The sequence below is a fragment of the Bacillus sp. SRB_331 genome (assembly GCF_003264175.1).
Classification (GTDB): Bacteria; Bacillota; Bacilli; order Bacillales; family Bacillaceae_G; genus Bacillus_A; species Bacillus_A mycoides.
In genome coordinates this window covers 1-21,059 of the sequence record NZ_NADV01000024.1, presented here as the reverse complement: position 1 = coordinate 21,059, position 21,059 = coordinate 1, and the positions used below count along the sequence as shown (strand labels likewise).

The 21,059-nt window shown below is 33.0% G+C and carries 15 protein-coding genes and 2 pseudogenes; 10 read left to right on the top strand and 7 right to left on the bottom strand.

Translation table 11 applies throughout. The features are described 5' to 3' along the window. The first annotated feature begins 236 nt into the window (after positions 1-236). Positions 237-371: a hypothetical protein gene (locus B5P42_RS32750; RefSeq protein WP_255266617.1), complete on the top strand. Its 135-nt coding sequence runs from the start codon at positions 237-239 to the stop codon at positions 369-371. 302 nt (positions 372-673) lie between these two features. After that, on the top strand, positions 674-877 hold the full coding sequence (locus tag B5P42_RS16680; RefSeq protein WP_113734707.1) for a hypothetical protein: 204 nt from the start codon (positions 674-676) through the stop codon (positions 875-877). Positions 878-1,473: 596 nt separating this feature from the next. Here the strand turns inward: B5P42_RS16680 and B5P42_RS16670 are convergent. From B5P42_RS16670 to B5P42_RS16655, 3 genes are all read right to left on the bottom strand, one after another. Further along, entirely contained in the window at positions 1,474-2,136 is a 663-nt protein-coding gene (locus B5P42_RS16670) for an IS6 family transposase (protein ID WP_258397505.1), read from the bottom strand. 318 nt (positions 2,137-2,454) lie between these two features. Continuing rightward, a complete protein-coding gene (locus B5P42_RS16665; RefSeq protein WP_113734706.1) occupies positions 2,455-4,065 on the bottom strand; it encodes an S-layer homology domain-containing protein in 1,611 nt (536 codons plus the stop codon). A gap of 681 nt (positions 4,066-4,746) precedes the next feature. After that, positions 4,747-7,077, bottom strand: coding sequence for a glycoside hydrolase (locus B5P42_RS16655; protein WP_113734704.1), 2,331 nt, complete (start codon positions 7,075-7,077; stop codon positions 4,747-4,749). A gap of 479 nt (positions 7,078-7,556) precedes the next feature. Here B5P42_RS16655 and B5P42_RS16650 point away from each other — a divergent pair, with 479 nt between their 5' ends. The 7 genes and pseudogenes from B5P42_RS16650 to B5P42_RS16615 all read left to right on the top strand — a co-directional run bounded on the left by B5P42_RS16650 (position 7,557) and on the right by B5P42_RS16615 (position 14,751). Continuing rightward, positions 7,557-8,543, top strand: coding sequence for a LacI family DNA-binding transcriptional regulator (locus B5P42_RS16650; protein WP_113734703.1), 987 nt, complete (start codon positions 7,557-7,559; stop codon positions 8,541-8,543). Positions 8,544-8,679: 136 nt separating this feature from the next. Next, positions 8,680-10,056 (top strand): sucrose-specific PTS transporter subunit IIBC, encoded by a 1,377-nt coding sequence (locus B5P42_RS16645; protein ID WP_113734702.1) that lies wholly within the window; start codon positions 8,680-8,682, stop codon positions 10,054-10,056. A 17-nt stretch (positions 10,057-10,073) separates the two neighbouring features. Continuing rightward, positions 10,074-11,549 carry a glycoside hydrolase family 32 protein gene (locus B5P42_RS16640; RefSeq protein WP_113734701.1) on the top strand — a complete coding sequence of 492 codons (1,476 nt, stop codon included), beginning with the start codon at positions 10,074-10,076 and terminating at the stop codon, positions 11,547-11,549. After that, positions 11,546-12,487: a carbohydrate kinase family protein gene (locus tag B5P42_RS16635; RefSeq protein WP_113734700.1), complete on the top strand. Its 942-nt coding sequence runs from the start codon at positions 11,546-11,548 to the stop codon at positions 12,485-12,487. Before B5P42_RS16640 ends, B5P42_RS16635 begins: the two co-directional genes overlap by 4 nt. A gap of 923 nt (positions 12,488-13,410) precedes the next feature. Beyond that, a complete protein-coding gene (locus B5P42_RS16625; protein WP_113734699.1) occupies positions 13,411-14,100 on the top strand; it encodes a response regulator transcription factor in 690 nt (229 codons plus the stop codon). Next, positions 14,097-14,249, top strand: a pseudogene (locus tag B5P42_RS32740) (sensor histidine kinase); the annotation flags it as partial. The gene B5P42_RS16625 and the pseudogene B5P42_RS32740, both read left to right, overlap by 4 nt. 61 nt (positions 14,250-14,310) lie before the next feature. Then, positions 14,311-14,751: a hypothetical protein gene (locus tag B5P42_RS16615; protein WP_113734724.1), complete on the top strand. Its 441-nt coding sequence runs from the start codon at positions 14,311-14,313 to the stop codon at positions 14,749-14,751. Between the two features lie 270 nt (positions 14,752-15,021). Here B5P42_RS16615 and B5P42_RS16610 read toward each other — a convergent pair whose 3' ends face one another. The 3 genes from B5P42_RS16610 to B5P42_RS16600 all read right to left on the bottom strand — a co-directional run bounded on the left by B5P42_RS16610 (position 15,022) and on the right by B5P42_RS16600 (position 18,713). Beyond that, the gene (locus B5P42_RS16610; RefSeq protein ID WP_113734698.1) at positions 15,022-16,836 is read right to left on the bottom strand and encodes an acyltransferase family protein; all 1,815 of its coding nucleotides are present in this window, start codon (positions 16,834-16,836) and stop codon (positions 15,022-15,024) included. 369 nt (positions 16,837-17,205) lie between these two features. Continuing rightward, positions 17,206-17,871: a YkyA family protein gene (locus tag B5P42_RS16605; RefSeq protein WP_113734697.1), complete on the bottom strand. Its 666-nt coding sequence runs from the start codon at positions 17,869-17,871 to the stop codon at positions 17,206-17,208. Between the two features lie 20 nt (positions 17,872-17,891). Next, a complete protein-coding gene (locus tag B5P42_RS16600; RefSeq protein ID WP_113734696.1) occupies positions 17,892-18,713 on the bottom strand; it encodes a peptidoglycan-N-acetylglucosamine deacetylase in 822 nt (273 codons plus the stop codon). Positions 18,714-18,904: 191 nt separating this feature from the next. On the opposite strand from B5P42_RS16600, the pseudogene B5P42_RS16595 reads away from it, so the two are divergent. Continuing rightward, positions 18,905-19,159: pseudogene (locus tag B5P42_RS16595) on the top strand (helix-turn-helix domain-containing protein); the annotation flags it as partial. Positions 19,160-19,537: 378 nt separating this feature from the next. On the opposite strand, the gene B5P42_RS16590 reads toward B5P42_RS16595, so the two are convergent. Next, a complete protein-coding gene (locus B5P42_RS16590; protein WP_113734723.1) occupies positions 19,538-20,761 on the bottom strand; it encodes a PucR family transcriptional regulator in 1,224 nt (407 codons plus the stop codon). Positions 20,762-21,059: the final 298 nt, after the last annotated feature.

The window sequence follows — 21,059 nt, the reverse complement described above, 5'->3', positions numbered from 1 at the left end:
TAAAACTGCCATTGCGATTGTCATATTATTTCCTCCTCTATTGTTGATGCTAAGATGTGATTTATCTTTATGCTTTCATTATAGTAAGCGCTTACATTTTTATCAATACATTCTTATATGCAATATTTCATATTTATATATTTAGACAAAAATTAGACCTCTATTAGTCATTCCTTAATGGTATCATAGCGAGGTGAGAGTCTTTAAGGGTTCTCCTTAATTAGGAGGAAACGGATATGGAAAGAGTACAAGCGATTATTGACAGTAATCTGAAATTCAAGAGCTGGGTTAAACAGGTACTAGCTATAGGCGGAATGTTAGGGTTCTGCTACTTGGTATTATATGTTTTATGTTTCTTATTTGCTATGTAAATACTATATAACTACACAAGTGGAGTCTTGCCTACAGAGGTAAGGCTCTTTTGTTTGTGGATTTGAAATAAAGTTTAATCGTTTATAACAAAGTTTAACCGTTTTGAAAAAAGATTAACTGTTTATAAAAAAGTTGCACTGTTTTATCCCTTTAGATTTACTGATCTATGGGGATATTTTTATTAATAAAAGAAATATGATATATAAACTGAATATAAAAACGTTTTGATTCTTTGAAAATATTCCATAATTTAGCATTATTTATATATGGAATATTTTGTTTGTACGAAAGGAGTAACTAGATGTTTTTACAAAAATATAAAGGTTTGATTCTAGGGATAGTTGGTGCTGTTTTAGGGGTAATATCCTTTGTTTATCTTAAAGATTTAGATTATATATATAAAACGTGTCTTAAGTTATTTTCTGCAATATTAATAATTATAGGATGGGTTATTGCCTGTGATTCGAACCATTTCTATAAAAAAAAGGAGAATAATAACGTATAGGTGTTACTATTCTCAATTTTTTTATACGTTTTATTAATCAGAGAATCACATAGTAAGGTTAACATGTGTAATTTTAATCAAATATTTTTATAAAAACCAATCTTAAATCTACTGGAAAAGAATCTATTTTGATTAATCTTTTTTCAAAATAGATTCTTCTCATTTATCGTAAAATAAGGGTTTGTAAGGTATTTTTACTCAAACTTTATTTCAAAGCTACATTAGTTTATATTATAGAAAAGATTTAAAAGCATCCAAAACGGGTACTTTTTCTTTGTTATATAGACACATTAATTGACAAAATGGACATTTGATGAGGTTATAACATGTATATAGGAATTACTGTATTAGGCGCTGTTGTGATCGGTTTAGCGTCTTATTTGTTATAAAGGGTAACAAAATAAACGAAAATAGAAATAGTTAACAAACTTCTATTTTTATAGTTTATAGGTGAACATAACTATACCTTCATTTTTTATATATAAATTACTATTGATTGTAAGTATATGTGTTTCTATAAGAATGCACCATTCGGTTCTGGTGCAAAGTTTTCATTTATTCGAAAGAGGTATATAGATTCCTAATGGAATCTATTCTTATGCAGCCATTCCGAATAGTTGATGAATAAATTTCACTTCATTTTGGACAGACTTGTCCCGTAAAATAAGTTGGCCTTTTTTAATGATATGCATCGCTTCTATTCCTGAAAGAATAGATTTAGCTGTACGAAAAGACTTCAATCCTAACATTGAACGAACTCTCTTTTTAATAAAGCGATGATCTTGCTCTACAATGTTATTCAGGTATTTCACCTGCCTTATTTGGATGTCTACAGGCATTTTTTTCTCTTTCTTCAACTCTTCAATTGCTATAGGATAGGCCGATTTTTTGTCTACTGTTATCACACGGGGCTTTGAAACATGAAAAGACTGCAAAGCTTTCTTGAAAAAACGCTTTGCAGCCCTATGATTTCTTGTTTTGCTTAAATAAAAATCAATTGTATTTCCTTTTGAATCAACAGCACGATATAGGTACATCCATTGACCTTTGACTTTCACATACGTCTCATCGACTCGCCAAGAATCATTGGTTGATTTAAGATGATGTCGTACGCGCTTATCTAATTCGGGACCATTTTGATGAACCCATCGCATGATAGTTGTATGAGCAAGGGATAGCCCACGTTCTTCCATCATTTCGACTAAATCACGAAAACTGAGGTTGTACCGTAGGTACCATCTCACGGTTAATAAAATAATATCCGGTTAATAATGTTTCCACTTGAATAGATTTTGCTTTTCCATACCAATCACATCCTTTTTTAGAGTACTAGTATCAATATATCCAAGTTTAGGAGGTTACTTACAAGCGTTTTGGAGTGTTTGCACCAGAACCCATTTGTTTGACAAAATAAAAAGGAAAAACTAATTGAATAGTTTCCCCTTTTATTTTGTATTGCAGAGAATGTTATACCCTCATGCCCATCAAACTAAGCTCATGTAACGTCAATGATAAGCAAGATTGTTTCTTTTTTTCGAAAGTCTATATGTAGATGCTTTAAAGATTTTAGTTTTTTATCATCTGTTATAGTTGATATAACTAGAGTCATAATAAACCCACTGACCTGTTCCAATTCTTAACCAACCGTTCTTTTCTTCATATACTGTAACTTTTTCGCCTTTACTTGCCTTTCTAACAATAGAGTAGTTTGAACCTGCTCCGCTTCGAATATTTACTCCAATACCATTGATTTGAGCCGTTCCAATTACATTTTGAACACTACCGGTTTCAATTACTAGAAGCATGTTTAAAATGAACGATGCTGTTTCACCACGGGTTGTTGTTCCTTTAGGATCGTATCGATTGTCTTCTTTACCTTTTACAATACCTAAGCCATACAATCTTTGTACGTCTTCTTTATAGTTAATTTGGTCCTTATCTACGAATGATAAGTTTGCAACTGGCCCCCATAGACCTTTATACTGTAAAGCCTTGTTTACAATGATTGCTGATTCTTCTCTTGTAATAGGTTTGTTTGGGTCAAAAGAACCGTCCCCTCTACCTGCAATGATACCTGCACTTGCAGTTCGTTTAATACCATCTCGTAGAGTTGGGTTTGCATCGTTTAAGTCTTTAAATGAAGCATCTCCGGCTGGCAAGTTTAGAGACTTAGAGATTAATTGAGCAAATTCGGCTCTTGTTACTGCTCTGTTAGGTGCGAAAATTCCGTTTCCTTCCCCTACCATAATACCCCTTCTATTTAATTCTCGAATAGCTGACTCATACCAACCCCCTGTAATATCGTCTGTTGGTTGAGAAAGGTTATTATAATTCCCCTTAACACCATTTACGAATGAGTCCCATTGTCCATTGTTAATCATGTTGGCAGGACAGTTTTTACCACTCCATCTTTGGTGTTTTACGATATTATTTAACGGTACACCAGTTTCTTTCATTAAATAAGCTACAAGTTTCTTAGCATTATCTACTGCTTTACTGTAGTTACCGTCTCTGTTAACTGCGATTTCAATTGCAATAGATTGTCTATTACCTGGACCATCACCGTCTCCTGCGTGCCATCCGTTTTCGTTTAATGGTAAGTGTTGATAAATCTCTTTATCGTCTACTGTAAAATGCCATGATGCAACTCGGTTTGTGTTCCCTACTGCTTGGTTATATAGGTATTGAGCATGGTTTTTAGCACCTGCTCCTACACTTGTATTATCAGTCTCATGGATTGTAATGTACTTTGGACTCATGTAGTTTTGAGGACGAATATTATCGTTACCTGCTGGAACAATCCATTCAGTGAATGGAACACCGTTTATTGTACTAGAGATGCTAGGTGATGCAGAATATAGACTACGTTTTGTTCTGTTTGAATTGCTTGGAACAGTTAATGTACCCGTTTCTTCATGAATACCTTCTGAACGTTGAAGACTGTCTGCTTTCTTATTATCGATAGTACCTCCACCACGTCCGTCTACCCCTTCAAAACTAGCTTCAATACTTTTTAAAGCCTGTTCATCTGATGCTTGAAGTTGGCCTGTTTTATCTTGTTCCTGAACGCTTGTAGGTTGCTTATTGTTTACTAATTGTTGTTCCTCTGCAAACGATACCAATGGTGAAGATAATACCGTTAATCCTGCCGTGAATGCTACTACTTTTTTGTTAAATTTAATATTCATTTATAATTTGGTATATCTCACTATTTTAATAGATATACCTTCCTCCTTGTACTTCTTTTAGTGTGAATAATAGTTTAAATAATGGTAGTTTGAATCCCCAAAATAACGACTTGATTTTTCATTTCATATAATTAACTGAAATCTATAGGTCCGCCTAGATATGTCAATATTTCAGGGTTATAACACAACACTAGGGTTCCCCCATAACTGAGACCAATGAAAAGAGAATCCAACACAGATCTCTCTTCATAATTGTTTAAATTGATATTGGGGACTGTTTCAAACAAATATCGAAGAGAATGATAAGGACTTAAATTGTTCTCTTTTGCAGTTTCAACCACACTATACATGATGGCACTCCCTCTAGTACCTTCGTAAAAATATAGTTTAAATAATATAAATAACCTTTAATATACAAAACTATAACATTTACTTTATATCCCGTTTGATTTCTATGAAATTCACAAATCTTTCAAAAATCCTGATTACAAATAAAAAGGGACTTCAAAACACAGAAGCCATTTTTTGTGTTGGTTTGGAATAAAGCTTGATCAAAACTCAGGAGTTTTACCGTGACAGCTTTATCTAATGACGCAAAACGGTGCAACTTTTTTTGCAAACAGTTAAATTTCATTCAAAATAGTACGACCTTATTTCACAGCAACAACCATGTCATGTATCTTAGTACTTTGGAACTTCTAATATACTCTTTTTCTTCCCATCATATACTATAGCTGTTTTTGCTTTTATATTCTCATTGCCATATATGAAATCTTGGTTTGAGAAATTCACAATCACTTTCATGTCATTTCCAAATGTCGTACTTTGAACTTGCCGATCTTCAGACAATACTTCAAAATTAGTCATTGGTTTTGTTACGGCTTTCTCATGAAATGGAGACCATATTTTCAAATAAGAGGTAATGATGGATTTACTTTTCTCCCATTCATTTTTATCAATATGATATAAAGGTGGTACATTATACAACATTTCAGATAGCATTCTATTTCCTATCTCATCCTTAATTCTAAAACTTCCCCATGCCCATTGGTGAGTCGTAATAATTGAATCATTATATACGAGTTTATATAACGGAATTGAATATACAGGATTATTATAAATATTTTTATAAATAGGTTTGATTGGTATGGTTTTGGCATTCGTTTCTGGAATAGCACCGTCTGGTGAAGTGGATTTATATCCGCCTACATAATATGGGCTCTGTTTATCTTTCATATCAGAGTCGGGCCAAATCCCAGGCGTTTCTATTCCATGTGCAAAGGCAATTATATTACTAGCAAAGTCATTTCCACCTTCTGATCCAACTACCATATGTTTTTCTTCGCTAATATATTTCATTCTTTGTAGTCTTGCTTTTAGATCTTGTTCCTGAGTTGTAATGTGATTTGGAGAATAATCATCATAAATTTCGCCTGTAGCATCACAATCGACAAACCAAGAATTAAACGGTATATTATTTTGTAAAATATCACCTACACGTTCTTGCACACTAGGTAAGGATAAAGTTGGATTTAACTTTCTTCCTTTTCCTAAGAATCCTCCTACTTTTTCTCCTTTTTCATTCGATATTGTAGCATTTTCATATAAATTTTTATCTTTAAAAGAAGCTGTATTCCACTCTCTACTTCCCACTTCATGAATCGAGTGGTATGAATCATAAGGACCGATTAAATACCCCATTCTATTTGCTTCTTCTACCATTTTGGGATTCATTAATCCATTAGCCCAATTAGGTAAACCTATCCATGCTTTTTTAACATTCGATTTCTTCATATCAACTAAAACATCTGTTGTTTCTTTCTGTTCCCATCTACTTACTTCATCCAATACCTCTGTTAACTTACTCTTAATTAATCCTTTGTTCAGTGTATAGAGTTCTTGTTCACTTAAGTTTTGGATGCCTTTTTTTAACAATTTATTTATTGCGATATCTGGATTATAAAAAATATCTTTATTATAAAGTTGTTCTAATCTTAATACCTGATTTATCGCATTAACTATTACTTTTTGCTGGCTTTTATCGATAGCTTTTTGATTCTTTATATCTTGCATAACAGTTTCAAAATCTTTTGAGCCATCTTCCGTATTTTCTTGTAACAACTGTGCAATCCAATTTGTAAATGTCTCATCCATTTTTTGTGAAAATTTATCCCACTTGATATTTTCTACTGCAATCCCACTGTGGTCCCAAAAATAAATATGAGGAGCACCATATAATTTTTTAATGTTCGGATTTGTTTTTGCTTTTTCTTCTAGTGTCTTAAATTCTCCCTGTTCTTTTATATAATTTTTATAAATATTGGCCATCGAGACAGGGTTTTTATCAGTTAGATACAATCTGAATCCATATTCTTTATTCTTATTAATAGAAGGATATTGATGTGTAAAACTAAACTGTATATCGGAATCAGCAGTGAAATGAATATTATCGTTATACATTTTTTCAGCTATATACATAATGGAATAATTAGATTTATTCAATGCAAAGAATCTCATAGAAAAACTTTCTATGAATGACATCTCTTGATCTTTTAAATATTCTTTCCAGTTTGGATCATTGCTAGGTATATTTTTTCCTTCCCATAATGGTAACGTATAGCTGTCCGCACTTACTTTAGGCCATGTAAATTCATTAGCTCCTTCAGACTTAGTAGATTTTAACTTAATATTTAAATAAGACTCTTTCTTTTCAATCTTCACATCTATTTGGTCATCTGGATAACTCCATGATATACAATCATCTTTTTTTATTAGATTTGTTATTTTTTTCTTCGATAGTGGTAAGGAAGCACTTTCTCTTACACCATCTTTTTCCACAAAAATTTCACCAGTTTCAGGATTCACATCAAAGGTGAAATTTTTGTATTGAGAAACCACGTTTTGTCCCTTTGTTGTAAAATCCTTTTGTTGTGCATAACTCAGGGATGGTAATGTAAGACACATTGAACTCATCAAAATTGGAATGACTAGCTTGTTCATTTTTTTATTCATACTTATAAACCTCCTTTTTTGTATTTCTATCCTACAAATACATTGTGACAGGAATGTGACAAAATGATGAGTGGCTCAAAAAAAACGAATTCTTGCCGTGCCCCTATTTGAAATTGTCACATTTCTGTAACAACAGTGATTTATTTTATCATAATGCCTCTTATTGGAATGCTAGGAAGAAAATTTCACATATTTCTGTATTTGATTTTTCTTAACTTGATGGCGATGTTGCCGTACCCCCAGAAAGTATGTCCAAAAACAAATACGACTGATTAATATTCTCTTTGGCCTTACCGCAGAAACAGTCATTCCATTAGGAATAACTATTTCTTTTTACTCCTCATTATCTTTTTGCACCAGAACCGTATTTATTCCACCTCATATACGTGAGGTGTTTTTTTCTCTCTTCTTGTTTACGTGACCAGTAATTCTCCATATAATAAAAATAACATTTTTTATGAATATGAAGGTGGAATACTATGGCTAAAACAATTGCAGATATCGCCAAATTAGCTGGGGTTGCAAAGAGTACTGTCTCTCGTTACTTAAACGGCGGCTATGTAAGTGATAGAACAAAACAAAAAATTGAAAGTATTATTCAAGAAACAAATTTCTCTCCCAATACATTTGCACAAAGTTTAAAAGCGAAAACAACAAATTTAATTGGCGTTATTATCCCCCGATTAGACTCCTTCGCTACAACAAAAACACTTATTGGTATTGATAATGCTTTACGGGAAAATAACTATCAGATGCTTGTTGCAAATGCGAATCAAAAAATTGAAGCAGAAATTCAAGCAATGGAAAACTTTATAAAACAAAAAGTAGCTGGCATAATTTTATTAACAAAAACTTTAAAAAAAGAGCATACACACATCATCGCTAAATCTACTACCCCTATTTTATTTGTTGGTCAAGAATATGAGGATCAATATTGCCTCATTCATGATGATTTTGACGCTGCTTATGAGCTAGGTGTATACGTACTATCACAAGGGCATCGCCATATCGCCTATTTAGGAGTAGAAAAAGATGATATTTCTGTTGGTGTAAATCGAAAAAATGGTTTTCAAAAAGCAATTGAAAATTTAGAACCTACTTGCATCGTTTCTTACTACGAAACAACTTTCCAAATAGAAGATGCGATGAAACAAGTACAACATATTTTAGATAACAACCGTCCTACTATTATCGTATGTGCTACAGATAATATCGCTCTTGGAGCAATGAAAGTAATTCATTCTAATCACCTTTCCATACCAAATCATATATCTGTAGTAGGATTCGGTGGATATGATATATCTGAAATGGTACACCCTAGCTTAACGACAATCGCATTTGACTATGAATATGCTGGTAAGCTTGCTGCTACTTCTCTTTCGCAGCTTGTTGAAAACAAAACAATCCCTAAAACATTACACTCTCGCTATACATTAAAAATCCAAGAAAGCGTTGACAAAATTTAAAGGAGCTCTATAATAAAATTAAAACCGGTTCCACATTTTAAAAACAGGATTTTTCATATCACGTCCCTGTTTTTTATTTTAACCCAAAACGGAACCGGTTCCACAAATGGAAAGTGTATAGTAAGGGGGAATTTTTATGAATATGAAACAAATTGCAACGCAAGTTTTACAGAACATCGGCGGAAAAGAAAACATTATTCGTGCTACACATTGTGCTACTCGCCTTCGTCTTGTACTAAAAGATGAGACAAAGATAAACGCAGCAGAAATCGAAAACATCAATGGGGTTAAAGGTGCTTTTGCAACGACTGAGCAATATCAAATTATTTTTGGAACTGGTGTAGTAAACAAAGTATATGATGAATTTTCAAAACTAACCGAAATGGCCGAATTTGATTCTACGGCATCAAACGATATTCCTAAGAAAAAAATGAACCCGCTCGCTCGACTTGCAAAAATATTATCCAATATTTTCGTTCCAATTATTCCAGCTATTGTTGCGAGCGGTTTACTTATGGGTCTACTCGGAATGCTGAAAGCGTTTAAATTAGTTCCTGGCGATCACTCACTTATTCAATTGCTTGATATGTTCTCAAGTGCAGCTTTCATTATTTTACCTATTTTAATCGGTGTTAGTGCTGCTAAAGAATTTGGCGGAAATATTTTCTTAGGTGCAGTTGTTGGGGGCATATTAACTCATCCAAACTTAACGAATCCTTGGACTCTTACAAACGCAAAACCAACTGTTTTACATTTCCTTGGTATGGATATTGATATGATTGGCTATCAAGGTACTGTTTTACCTATTTTGTTATGTGTATACGTTATGAGCACAATTGAAAAAGAGCTCCGAAAACGTGTTCCAAACTCTTTAGATTTATTAATTACACCGTTCTTAACAATTATTATAACTGGCTTTTTATCACTTATTATTATCGGGCCAATTGGATATAAAATTGGTGACGGTATTACTTACCTTTTAAATACTATTTATCAATTTGCAGGACCAGTAGCTGGCCTTATATTCGGTGGCCTATATTCAACAATCGTTCTTACTGGCTTACACCATAGCTTCCACGCTATTGAAGCTGGCTTACTCGCAAATAAAGATATCGGTGTCAATTTCTTACTCCCTATTTGGTCAATGGCGAACGTCGCCCAAGGCGGAGCTACTTTAGCAGTTTATTTCAAAACAAAAAACAAAAAAACAAAGGAAATCGCAATTCCAGCAGCAGCTTCAGCATTTTTAGGAATTACAGAACCAGCTATTTTTGGTGTCAATTTAAAACTTGGTAAACCATTTATTGCAGCAGCTATTGGCGGCGCAATTGGAGGCGCTTACGTTGTTTGGATGCAAGTTGCAGCGAATGCATATGGTTTAACAGGTATTCCAATGCTTACAATTGTTGCACCTCTTGGCATGATGAATGTAATTCACTATGTGATCGGCTTCGCTATTGCAGTTATTACGGCTTTTGTTGCCACATTCATTTTATATAAAGAAAGTAAATAACAACGGGGTGAACACCTATGTCGAAATATAAAACAATACTGCAATCCAATAAAGAAGAATTGCATTCTTTATATGCAATTGCAAATCAAGATTCATGGAAACCGATTTATCATATCCATCCGCCATATGGATTAATGAATGATCCTAACGGTGTATCATACTACAATGATGAATATCACGTTTTTTATCAATGGTATCCATTTGGTCCAATTCACGGAATGAAACATTGGGGACATGTAAAATCAAAAGATCTTATTAGCTGGGAACGAATGCCGGTAGCCATTATCCCTACCGAAAGCTACGAGTCACACGGCGCATATTCCGGTAGTTCTATTATAAAAGATGGGCTTCTTCACTTATTGTACACAGGTAATATAAAAAAATCTGATGATTCTCGCGATGCCAAGCAATGTATGGTAACGATGGATTCTCAATATACGATCACTAAATATAGTAATAACCCTGTTATTGATATGATTCCTAATGGATATACGAAGCATGTGCGCGACCCAAAAGTATGGAAAAATAATGATACGTACTATATGTTGCTTGGCGCACAACGTGAAAATAAAACGGGTACTTTATTATTATATAAGTCACTAGACCTATATAGTTGGCATTTCCAAGGTGAGGTTAAAACAAATTTAAAAGAATTCGGATTTATGTGGGAGTGCCCCGATTACTTCCAATTATCAGGGAAAGATGTATTACTCTTTTCACCACAAGGAATCGAAAAAGACAAGGGGAATTTTCAAAATGTATATAATGTCGTATATGCAATTGGAAATTTCGATATTGAAAATTTATATTTCCATATTGATTCGTATTACGAAGTTGATAAAGGATTCGATTTTTATGCCCCTCAAACTTTAGAAGATCAATCTCGGCGCCGCCTTTTATTTGCTTGGGCGGGCTCAAGCGAAATAACATATCCTTCTGATGATTATATGTGGGCTCATTGTTTAACACTTCCACGAGAACTAGCATTAGAAAATAATATATTAAAACAAAAACCAGTTTCAGAACTAAAAAAACTAAGAACAATAAAAAAAGAGATTTCAGGTGAGATATCAACTGGGCTAAACGTATTAGCGGCCCTTGGCCATGAATGCTCATATGAATTAATTGTAACTCTCAAAACTGATGATGCGAATAACTTTGGTCTTTCTCTCTTCCATAATGAAGAAGAATCTTTCCCGATTACATTTAACCGTGAAAAAGGGAATGTTTCCATTGACCGAAGCAACTTCCATCACCAATTTGGCGGAGAATATGGGTATGAACGCTGTAAAAAAATTGATATTCACGATGCGATAGACCTAAGAATATTTGTAGATAATAGCATCGTAGAAATTTTCTTATATGATGGTTCCACTGTCTTTACGTCTAGAGTATTTCCGCGAAAAGACACGAAACATCATATCTCAATCTTTTCAGATGCAAAACTAAACTTTACAATTACACAATATAAACTTAAAAGAGGGATTGTATGAGAAATGTTTTTTGTATAGGTGAATTACTAATTGATTTCGTTTGCCGAAATTCCAATGTATCTTTAGTAGACGGCACAGATTTTGAAAAGAAAGCTGGTGGAGCTCCAGCTAACGTTGCTGCTGCTATAACAAAATTAGGTGGACACGCTACATTTATGGGACAAGTAGGAAATGATCCATTTGGCGATTTTCTAGAACAAACTTTACAACGTGCTCATGTTGACACTTCAATGCTCATAAAAGATAAACAAACCACGCTTGCTTTCGTATCTATCGATAAAGATGGTGAACGCGATTTTATTTTTATGCGCGGGGCTGATGGCGAATACACCTTTAATAAAATCGATTTATCAAAAATAAAAAGTAATGATCTAATACATTTCGGTTCGGCAACTGCCTTATTATCAAGTCCATTAAAAGAAACATACTTTCAACTATTACAATTTGCGAAAGACAATAATCATTTTATTTCTTTTGATCCAAATTATCGAGATGCACTTATTACAGATGTAGAACAATTTTCTCAAGATTGCCTATCCTTTATAAAACACGCACATTTCGTAAAAGTAAGCCAAGAAGAAGCAATGATGCTTTCTAAAGAAACTGATTTACAACAATCGGTACTGAAATTATTAAATTATGGAGCTAAAGTTGTAGCTATTACACTCGGAAAAGACGGTACCCTTCTCGCAACAAAAGAATCTCAAATCATTGTACCTTCTATTTCCATTAAACAAATAGATACAACTGGTGCTGGTGATGCTTTCGTTGGGGCGATCTTATATCAAATTTCAAAAAGTGAACAAATGCTTCCTCAAAAATTCACAGATTTAGCCGAGTTTGTCTCGTTCGCAAATAAAGTAGGTGCCATAACATGTACAAACTATGGAGCAATCGCTTCACTTCCATCATTGGCAGATGTAAAAGCATACGATTAGTCGTATGCTTTTACATTCCCCTCTAGAAATCATGCATCATAAAAAAATTTAAAACGACGAGAATAACCGTCCCACATAAAGTAATGCGTCGGTATATACTCTTCTCCCCTTCCCTTGATTTAACAAACGCCAAAATAAATCCGACGAACAATATTAAATCAATATATGAAACATATAAAGAGAAAACGAGTAGTGTAAATTGATAATAAAGTTATTTAATTTCTATCCAGATACAATTCGTAGCTAATTCGCTTCCTGAAGATTTTCGTTTTCTTTTTACAAAAAAATCTTTTGTGAGTTCATCCAAAGAAGCAGGAGTTAAATGACGACGCAGCTCTTCAGCAAATACATGTAGTTCATCTTAAATCGAAAAATTCATGAAAAACGTTATTCTTTCTAATAATCTTGCTTAGAAAGAATAACGTTTTTCACTAGATTCTTAAGTTGATTGACATGTATGGTGACCTCTAGGAGGTGATACATATGGAAAACAAGAGTAGCACAAATAATAATAAAGTACTGGTTCAAGGTGTTAAGAATGCAATTGATTAAACGAAATTTTTGTGGAATTCCACAAGAAGAGGATGTATTTTTCCTCCTTCTTAACAATGAAAAAACGTTTTGAACACTCTATACTCTAATTACAATACAAGTGTTACCTCTTCCTAAATAATTAATTGGAAAAGTAACACTTCAAGAGGAATCGAAAACTACTCAACGTTTTCTTTATACTGATACAGATAAAACGTGGCTTTAAGTCCATACCTTTGATCATAAGGAATGGCCAAAAATCAAACATTATGAAGTAGCCATTAAAACAAAGGCCCATGTATATGCAATTTCAAAAAACTTAAACTACCAGAAGCTTAAATCTTATATCAAATCCATAGCCGACTATCAGCAAGAGTAAAGGGGTAATGAGTATGACAACAATTTTAGTATTAGATGATGAGACAACAATTCGTAGTTTTATTACATTAAATATGAAGCATGCTGGTTTCAATGTTTTAGAAACCGCTACAGGTGAAAGAGCTCTTGAGCTTTTAGAAGATCATAATGTTGATATTGTAATACTTGATGTTATGTTACCTGGAATAGATGGTTTTCAGGTATGCAAATGTATACGGGAAAACAATCAAAAGATTGGTATTATTATGTTAACGGCACGAGTTCAAGTTAAAGATCAGATACAAGGTTTGACAATTGGAGCAGATGATTATATAAAAAAACCATTTAGTATAATTGAATTGGTAGCACGTGTAAAATCATTGCTAAGAAGAGTAAAAGAAAATGAAAAAGATATGGGATCGATTCATTCGGGACCATTTCAATTAAATCTTCTGCAAGAAAAATTATATAGAGATGGTGTAGTAATTGATTTAACTCCAACAGAGTATATTATACTACAATATTTAATGGAAAATTCTACAAAACCAATTCCACGTGATGAACTCTTAAATAAAATATGGGGTATAAGTTATGTAGGGGATACCAAGGTAGTAGATGTGAATATCAGTCGTCTTCGTCAGAAGATAGAATCTAGTTCTTCTGAACCCAATTTTCTCCTTACGGTATGGGGAAAAGGGTATATGTGGAATGGAAGCAGACAATGAGACGGAAAATTAGTTTGTACTTTATGACGGTAATAATTCTTATGTTTATTCTATTTGTAGTAGTATTGTCGATTTTCATTTATCGTTATTATTACAATGGAATAGTTCGTGATATAGAATTACATATGGAAACAAGTACACGCTTTTTTTTCCAAGTATAACTCAAATTTATATAATTTTATCCACAAAGTTATTAGGAGGTGTAATAAAATGAAACAAGCCAACTTAAATATAACCCTATCATTCATGCAATTATTTACTCCAATAACTAACCTATTTATTTGTTCCACGAATATGTCATCTTTCCCTTGGTTTATTGAAAAAGGATTTTGGAGGTTTGGATTCTTTATTACTACCCCTGTATTATTGATTATAGGTACAATTACGACATATTATGATAAAAATAAATCGTATACTACCAAACGAATGAGACAAAATATTCCTTTCATTGCTGTAATTTTCTTCATGTGTGTCTCCTTTTTATCTTTGACAGAAAGAATTGTAATAACGTCTTTTATAGTTAATTTTGTATGGGTTATTATTACAATTGTGTTTTTATCACAAGATATTTCTAAGCTACGCAGAAACAGAAAATATAGACTTAAAAGAATGCGAATAAGACAAAATCGTTCTGATGTATACACCAAGTAGCATAAAAAGACTCCATTTTAATTAATCTTTTTTCAAAATGGAGTCTTTGATTTGTCTTAAAATTAAGAGGCATAAATATTTCTGATCCAACTATACTCCAAACTAATAACATATTTTTCCTTATTATAACAACTATTGAGGCTAATTGATTATGGATTTAAATAAATTGTCTTACAGCAAAACCTCACTAATAGAAATAACAAACAGACGTTTTTACTTCCCCTACCTAAAAAATAAAATGATTGGGTAATTATCTCGCCGCGAAATAAATTACTCATCAATACATTTAACTACAAGTGAAGCGTATTCCTTTGCTCCTTTTGGGTTCAAATGGACTCCATCTGGTTCGAAATATGATTGATTCCCAGCACTTGCTGCATACCAATCAACTAGCACAGTATTGGGAAATTTGGAAGAGGCTTCTTTTAATTTCTCATTAACTACGGGCTCCCATGGACGAGGTATTCTAGTATTAACTAATACAATTTCACGTTCATCACCTATTAACTGAATTAACGATTCTAGTTGCTCTGTGGTGAATGCTCCATTTGTACCTAATCCAATAATAACATGACTACCTAAAGTACCTTCCTTTTTCATTCTCTCTACCGTATCAAATGCTTGAGACATTTGTCTCCCAATTTTTGCATCAATTATAATATTAGGAAAAGCATCTTTTAAATAAGGAGAGACATCAATCATAATTGAATCACCAATGGCTGTAACAGTTGTAGGTTGTTTAATTTGTTTAGGGGAATCTTTATTTTCGTCCTCTAATGTTTTATCAACTGGTTTCTCTTCCTTAGTAACTGGGTGATCAGGTTCCTCATTTTTTTTCACTTGTACCGCCTCTGTCCTAACTTGTTTAGAATTGTCTTTTACTTTGCCGGCTGTTGAGAAACCAAAGATAACTGTTATGGAAAGGAATATTGTACATGCTAACGCAACTCTATTAACGCATGCTAAGTCTCTTATTTTCAAGTCCTTTAAACGAAGATTCTTTAATGCACCTTGACGAATTGGATTTTCAATAAACTCCCACGAAAGATGTGCCATAAGTAGAATCAAAAAAACTTGAAAAATGGCTTTAGTAAGATGAGGTCCTTCTGTACTAACTTGCAAGCTTGTCAATGTGATAATCGGATAATGCCAAAGGTATATTCCATAGGACCGAATACCAATCCAACGTAATGGTTTAAACCTTAAAAGCACACTAATTCTGCTAGTTGGATGAGCAAGGTTAGCTACTAATAAAGCAGTAACAACTGATAAAAATAACATTCCTCCACGATATAGGAATGAGTCATATTGATTTGTCTCCCAAAACATAATTAAAATAATAATTAAAGCGATTCCCCCAACTACATCTAAAACTAGACGGGCTGACGGAATAATTTTATTAGAAAGTCTATTACTTGGCCAAAGTAGAGCGAGTACTGCCCCTATTAATAGAGAAAACGCTCTTGTATCGGTACCATAATAAACTCTACTAGGATCACTTCCTGGTTCATACAGTACAGCCATTGCAATTGCTGAAGCAATTGCTCCTAAAAAAATAAATAGTACCATACGTGATTTCTTTTTTATGTAGTAGAATCCTAAGCTAAGTATGAATGGCCAGACTACATAAAATTGCTCTTCAACGGCCAACGACCAAAAATGATTTAAAGGCGTAGGTTGGCCAAAGTTATCAAAATATGATAATTTATGATAAATGTACCACCAGTTACTAAAATATAATACTGCTGCTAATGAATCTCCTCGCATTTTTCCAAGTAAGGAGCTATGAAATAACGTCACCCATGCAAAAACAATAATGAGCATAACAAACATTCCTGGAAGTAATCTTCTTGCCCTACGTAACCAGAAATTTTTCAAATCAATTCTTTTATATTTCTCCCACTCAGTAGCAAGAATATCGGTAATTAAATAACCCGAAAGCACAAAGAAAACCGTAACGCCTAGGAATCCCCCAGGTATCCACTTATAATTGACATGATATAACACAACACCTAGTATAGCTAGTCCTCTTAAACTATCTAATCCGACCATATAACGATTATTTTTCTTTAATGGTGTGGGCATGTATAATCCTCCCTTAGACTTTGCTGATATGTTTAGTTACTTTTTCTCATAAGTGATCATCAACAGAAAACAAATGAAAACTCTATGAATATGAGAAAAAATACATCTATACAACAAAATTTTTATACAGTAATTCCTTAATTTGTAATTATCTTCTATGTTACAAAGCCAAAAAGTCGAAAGAGCACTATAAAATGCTTTTTCGACTTTAACATTATACCATATAATTAAACTAGTGCTTGAATATCCCTTTCTAACATTTCACAATCCCAATTTATCCTTTTTACAGATTTTCAATATAAGAAACTCCGAGGAGACCTTTGTGACTTGCCTGCAAATAGAAGAATGTCAAGATACTTAAACTGATAATTATTTCTCTGACTTTTGCTCTTTTATTTTAATCTTCGCGCCTTTATAAAAACTTAATTTCTCTTTATTATACTCTGTAGTGTATTGATTGAACTTTTCTTTTTCTTTTAGTGTTTCTTCATTTATTACATTGTAAGCTTTAACTTTCTCACTAATTTCTTTTAGTTTTGTTTCTTTATCTTTTAACTTTTCATAAAGTTCTTTTTCAATTATTAAAGATTTTTTGTAACTTCTATTCATTTTTAGAAAAGCATCATAACGTTTTTTATAAGCTTTTTCTACTGTCTTGGCTTGTTCTTGTAATTTTTCATCCTCGATTTTATTTATATCATTAAGAACTGATGTTACTTCTTTTTGGGCTTTTTCTAATACATCTTCTTCATTATCTAACTCTTTCTCACGTTCAGATACATTTGCAATAGCTTGTTCTATTTGGGGTATTGCTTCCTCGTTATTCTCTTGTCCTTTCTGTATAATTTGATTATACAATTCTTGTCCCTTTGCTTCTAACTGCTCTAATTTTTTTACATTATCAGATAACGTTTTTTCTTGATCCGCTGCCTTTTCAAAAACAAAGTATAATTTCTCTTCTGGCTTTGCTCCCAAACATCCCCCTAGAAATCCAATTAACAAGATTCCTATTAGGATCGCTTTTCTATTAATCAATTTCAATCCCTCCTACAATGTCAAATACGTTTATCGTGCCAAAAATTCACTGGAAAATGTTCCTCTTCATGATACGCTTCAAGTTCATATCCTTTTTCTTTTAATCCTTTTATGATAGCTGGTACAGCAGCAACAGATTGCGGATGAATATCGTGCATTAAAATAACTTCTTGTGGTTCTGTTGCACCTGCCAGTACATTTTGAACAATTTGAGCTGAAGCTGAATCAATAGGCATCTTGTTATACTTCCAATCTAAAGAGTCAATTGTCCAATCCCAAACTGTAAAACCAGCTTCCACTGTTTTGTTACGAAGTTCTTCATTTAGTCCTGGCATGGAGCCATATGGTGGACGTGTTAATTTGGAAGATTCCTTCAGAATATTTGCTATTAAATTTTGATCTTCTTTCATTTCATTTACATACTCACCATTGGTATATAATTTCTTAAAGTCATGTGTCATACTGTGCATTCCTACATAATGGCCTTCTTCTTTCTCTCGTCTCACTAAATCGGGAAACCGCTTCACGTTTTCACCAATTAAAAAAAATGTTGCTTTCGCACCATTTTGTTGTAGAACATTTAACAATTCAGCTGTATATTTACCAGGACCATCATCAAAAGTAAGATAGGCAACTTTTCTCTCCTGGCCATTAAAATGCCTTGGCGCTTCTTTCTTTATTTCATTTTTTGATTGTTCACTTGCTAATTGCACTGGATTCTCTTGTTTCGCTATGGCCCTTGCTGGTGAAGTAAGAGATTGGTACACAAAATAGCTAACCGCTACTGCAACAATTACTATAATTGTAATTGATATACGCCGTATATTAGTAGTATTTCTCATAATAGGAACCCCTTTCGTTTTATAATAACAAATATAGTAATTACTCTATTCTATCGTTTCTGACAGAAGACTCCTTCCTCAAAAATGTGAAGGTGTGAAACACCAATTTTAGGTGGGAGATGAATGTCAGTAGGCGTAAGCCTACGTTTTTTTGTATACTGTAGATATACAAAAAAAGTGAGGTGCAACTTATTTTAGTAAATAAAGCATATAAATTTCGTATCTACCCGAATAAGAAACAAGAAATATTAATTGCTAAAACAATCGGTTGCAGTCGCTTTGTATTTAACCATGTTCTTGCTCTTTGGAATGCTACTTATAAAAAAGCTGGAAAAAGATTAACTTATCCCTTATGCTCTGCCGAGCTTACTCAATTAAAGAAACAAACAGATATGAAAACGATTTCTGATAATACAAGAGAAATAGATAATATTTCTATCCAATCTCCTCAAGGGAGTAGGACAGTTTAACTATTTTACCGCTAATTTCTTAAATCAAATGATTGGAGTATTACTCTAGAAAAAGAAATATTTGCAACCCGTATCTAGTTCCCAATCCAAAAAGTTACAGCCTAATTGTTTCAATCAATACCTTATATCCAGCCCTGACAAATGCAATAACTCCTACAGGCGTAAGTGCAAACACGGTCTTCATGATTTTTTTATTTTCTTTGATACTCCAATAATTATTAAATGCTCTCTCCCTGTACTAATTTTTGTGTAACTTAGTTGTAGTCCAAGTATAGGGTATTAAAAATACTTTTTCATTGTTGAAAAAAAAGAAAAATGCAGCACTCTTTTGTGGAATTCCACAAAAGGGTGCTGCTACATGAATTTTGTTAGTTTGAGATCTAAGAACATAATCATTTTTTCATTTGGATCTTTTAAATCAATCTCACTAATTTCACAAATACGTTTAAGTCTATAACTTAATGTATTAGGATGAATATTTAAGGTTTTGGCTACCTCACCTACATTGCTATCTTTGTTCAAAAAGGTTTCCAACGTCTCAACAAGATTGCAATTATACTTATGATCATAATCATACAGTTTTTGTAACGCTTGATTTTCATACTCTTCACACTTTCTTTTCTCAAGGAGAAGGTCAATCAATTGATAAATACCCATATTTTGGTACCCGTGGATATTTGCTGTGTCGTAAGGGAATTTTTCCTTTATAGATAAAACAGTTAGAGCTTCTTTATAAGCTTTTCCAACTTTTTGATAATCACTATAAACACTACTGAACGCTGGTCTGATATATTTAATACCAAATCGTTTTTCCATATTATGCACAAACATTTCAATGAAATCGTTGATTTCATTGGACGGTCGATTAACAGAGTCTAATGAAGTAAGAAGAATTAATCGATTACGATCTATTGTGCCAAGTAAAGGCTCTAAATGTTGGCTTGTTTCTAACAAATAAGAAATTTGTCTTTCTGTTTCGCCTATAATTTCTTGTTCAAAATGGAATACGATAATAGTAAATACAGATGCGGGAGTAATGTGTAGCCGATGGAAATTTTCAATAATCTCTTCATTTACTTGTATATGATTAGTTAGTAATTTCCAAAAAAATTCTTGTGACCGTTCGCCCTTTTTATTTTTACGAGCTTGAATTTGTATTAATTTGCTTTTTACGGCCTCTGCAGCTTTTTTCAGTAAGGTGTAATTTTCCACAGTTAAGGGATGTCCGTCTTCCATAATCCAGATGAACCCCAAAACTTCCTCTTTATTCCAAATGGAAATTGCAACCCTGTCACCAAGACCAATATCACCTATCTTCCTTACACGAATAGGTTCACGTTTTTTCAAAAGAGTAGGTATGATACCCTCTTTCCACAAGTTACTAATAATTTTTTCAGGTACACGCCGTCCTATAATAGTTGCAACTCTCGCAGCGTCTGTTCTTTCTTCATGAGTACTATATGCGAGCAGACGATGATTTACATCTTCAATCGTAACAGGGCATCGCAAAATATCACTAATTATATCAGCAAACTCTTCTAAACTGTTGAAGTTCCTTCTCAGGAAATCATTTTTAATATCTGTCAAGACCCATCCACCTCTTTTAAAATATATTTTTGTAACTACTGTAAAAGAAAATACCTTTTGTGTAAATTAACAAAATAATTCTAATTTTTGTTAATTATACTGAGTTAAATAATTAATACTGCATTAAAGAGGGAACTTGTAGATTATTAATTATTATTTGTGGGTGTGATTTCTAGTGGGTAGCACCACACATCCATCAACTTAACGTATATTTTTATACAAAATGCGGTCTTTCCACGTAGTTTTTTATTATCTTTTATAGATGTTATAAAAGTAGGCACATCAAATA

Bases quoted from the DNA above. Each gene is read 5' to 3' on its own strand.
- B5P42_RS16645 (WP_113734702.1), top strand. From the start codon at position 8,680: ATGAATATGAAACAAATTGCAACGCAAGTTTTACAGAACATCGGCGGA.
- B5P42_RS16615 (WP_113734724.1), top strand. From the start codon at position 14,311: ATGAAACAAGCCAACTTAAATATAACCCTATCATTCATGCAATTATTT.
- B5P42_RS16600 (WP_113734696.1), bottom strand. From the start codon at position 18,713: ATGAGAAATACTACTAATATACGGCGTATATCAATTACAATTATAGTA.
- B5P42_RS16610 (WP_113734698.1), bottom strand. From the start codon at position 16,836: ATGCCCACACCATTAAAGAAAAATAATCGTTATATGGTCGGATTAGAT.
- B5P42_RS32750 (WP_255266617.1), top strand. From the start codon at position 237: ATGGAAAGAGTACAAGCGATTATTGACAGTAATCTGAAATTCAAGAGC.
- B5P42_RS16655 (WP_113734704.1), bottom strand. From the start codon at position 7,077: ATGAATAAAAAAATGAACAAGCTAGTCATTCCAATTTTGATGAGTTCA.
- B5P42_RS16625 (WP_113734699.1), top strand. From the start codon at position 13,411: ATGACAACAATTTTAGTATTAGATGATGAGACAACAATTCGTAGTTTT.
- B5P42_RS16680 (WP_113734707.1), top strand. From the start codon at position 674: ATGTTTTTACAAAAATATAAAGGTTTGATTCTAGGGATAGTTGGTGCT.
- B5P42_RS16635 (WP_113734700.1), top strand. From the start codon at position 11,546: ATGAGAAATGTTTTTTGTATAGGTGAATTACTAATTGATTTCGTTTGC.
- B5P42_RS16640 (WP_113734701.1), top strand. From the start codon at position 10,074: ATGTCGAAATATAAAACAATACTGCAATCCAATAAAGAAGAATTGCAT.
- B5P42_RS16665 (WP_113734706.1), bottom strand. From the start codon at position 4,065: ATGAATATTAAATTTAACAAAAAAGTAGTAGCATTCACGGCAGGATTA.
- B5P42_RS16650 (WP_113734703.1), top strand. From the start codon at position 7,557: ATGGCTAAAACAATTGCAGATATCGCCAAATTAGCTGGGGTTGCAAAG.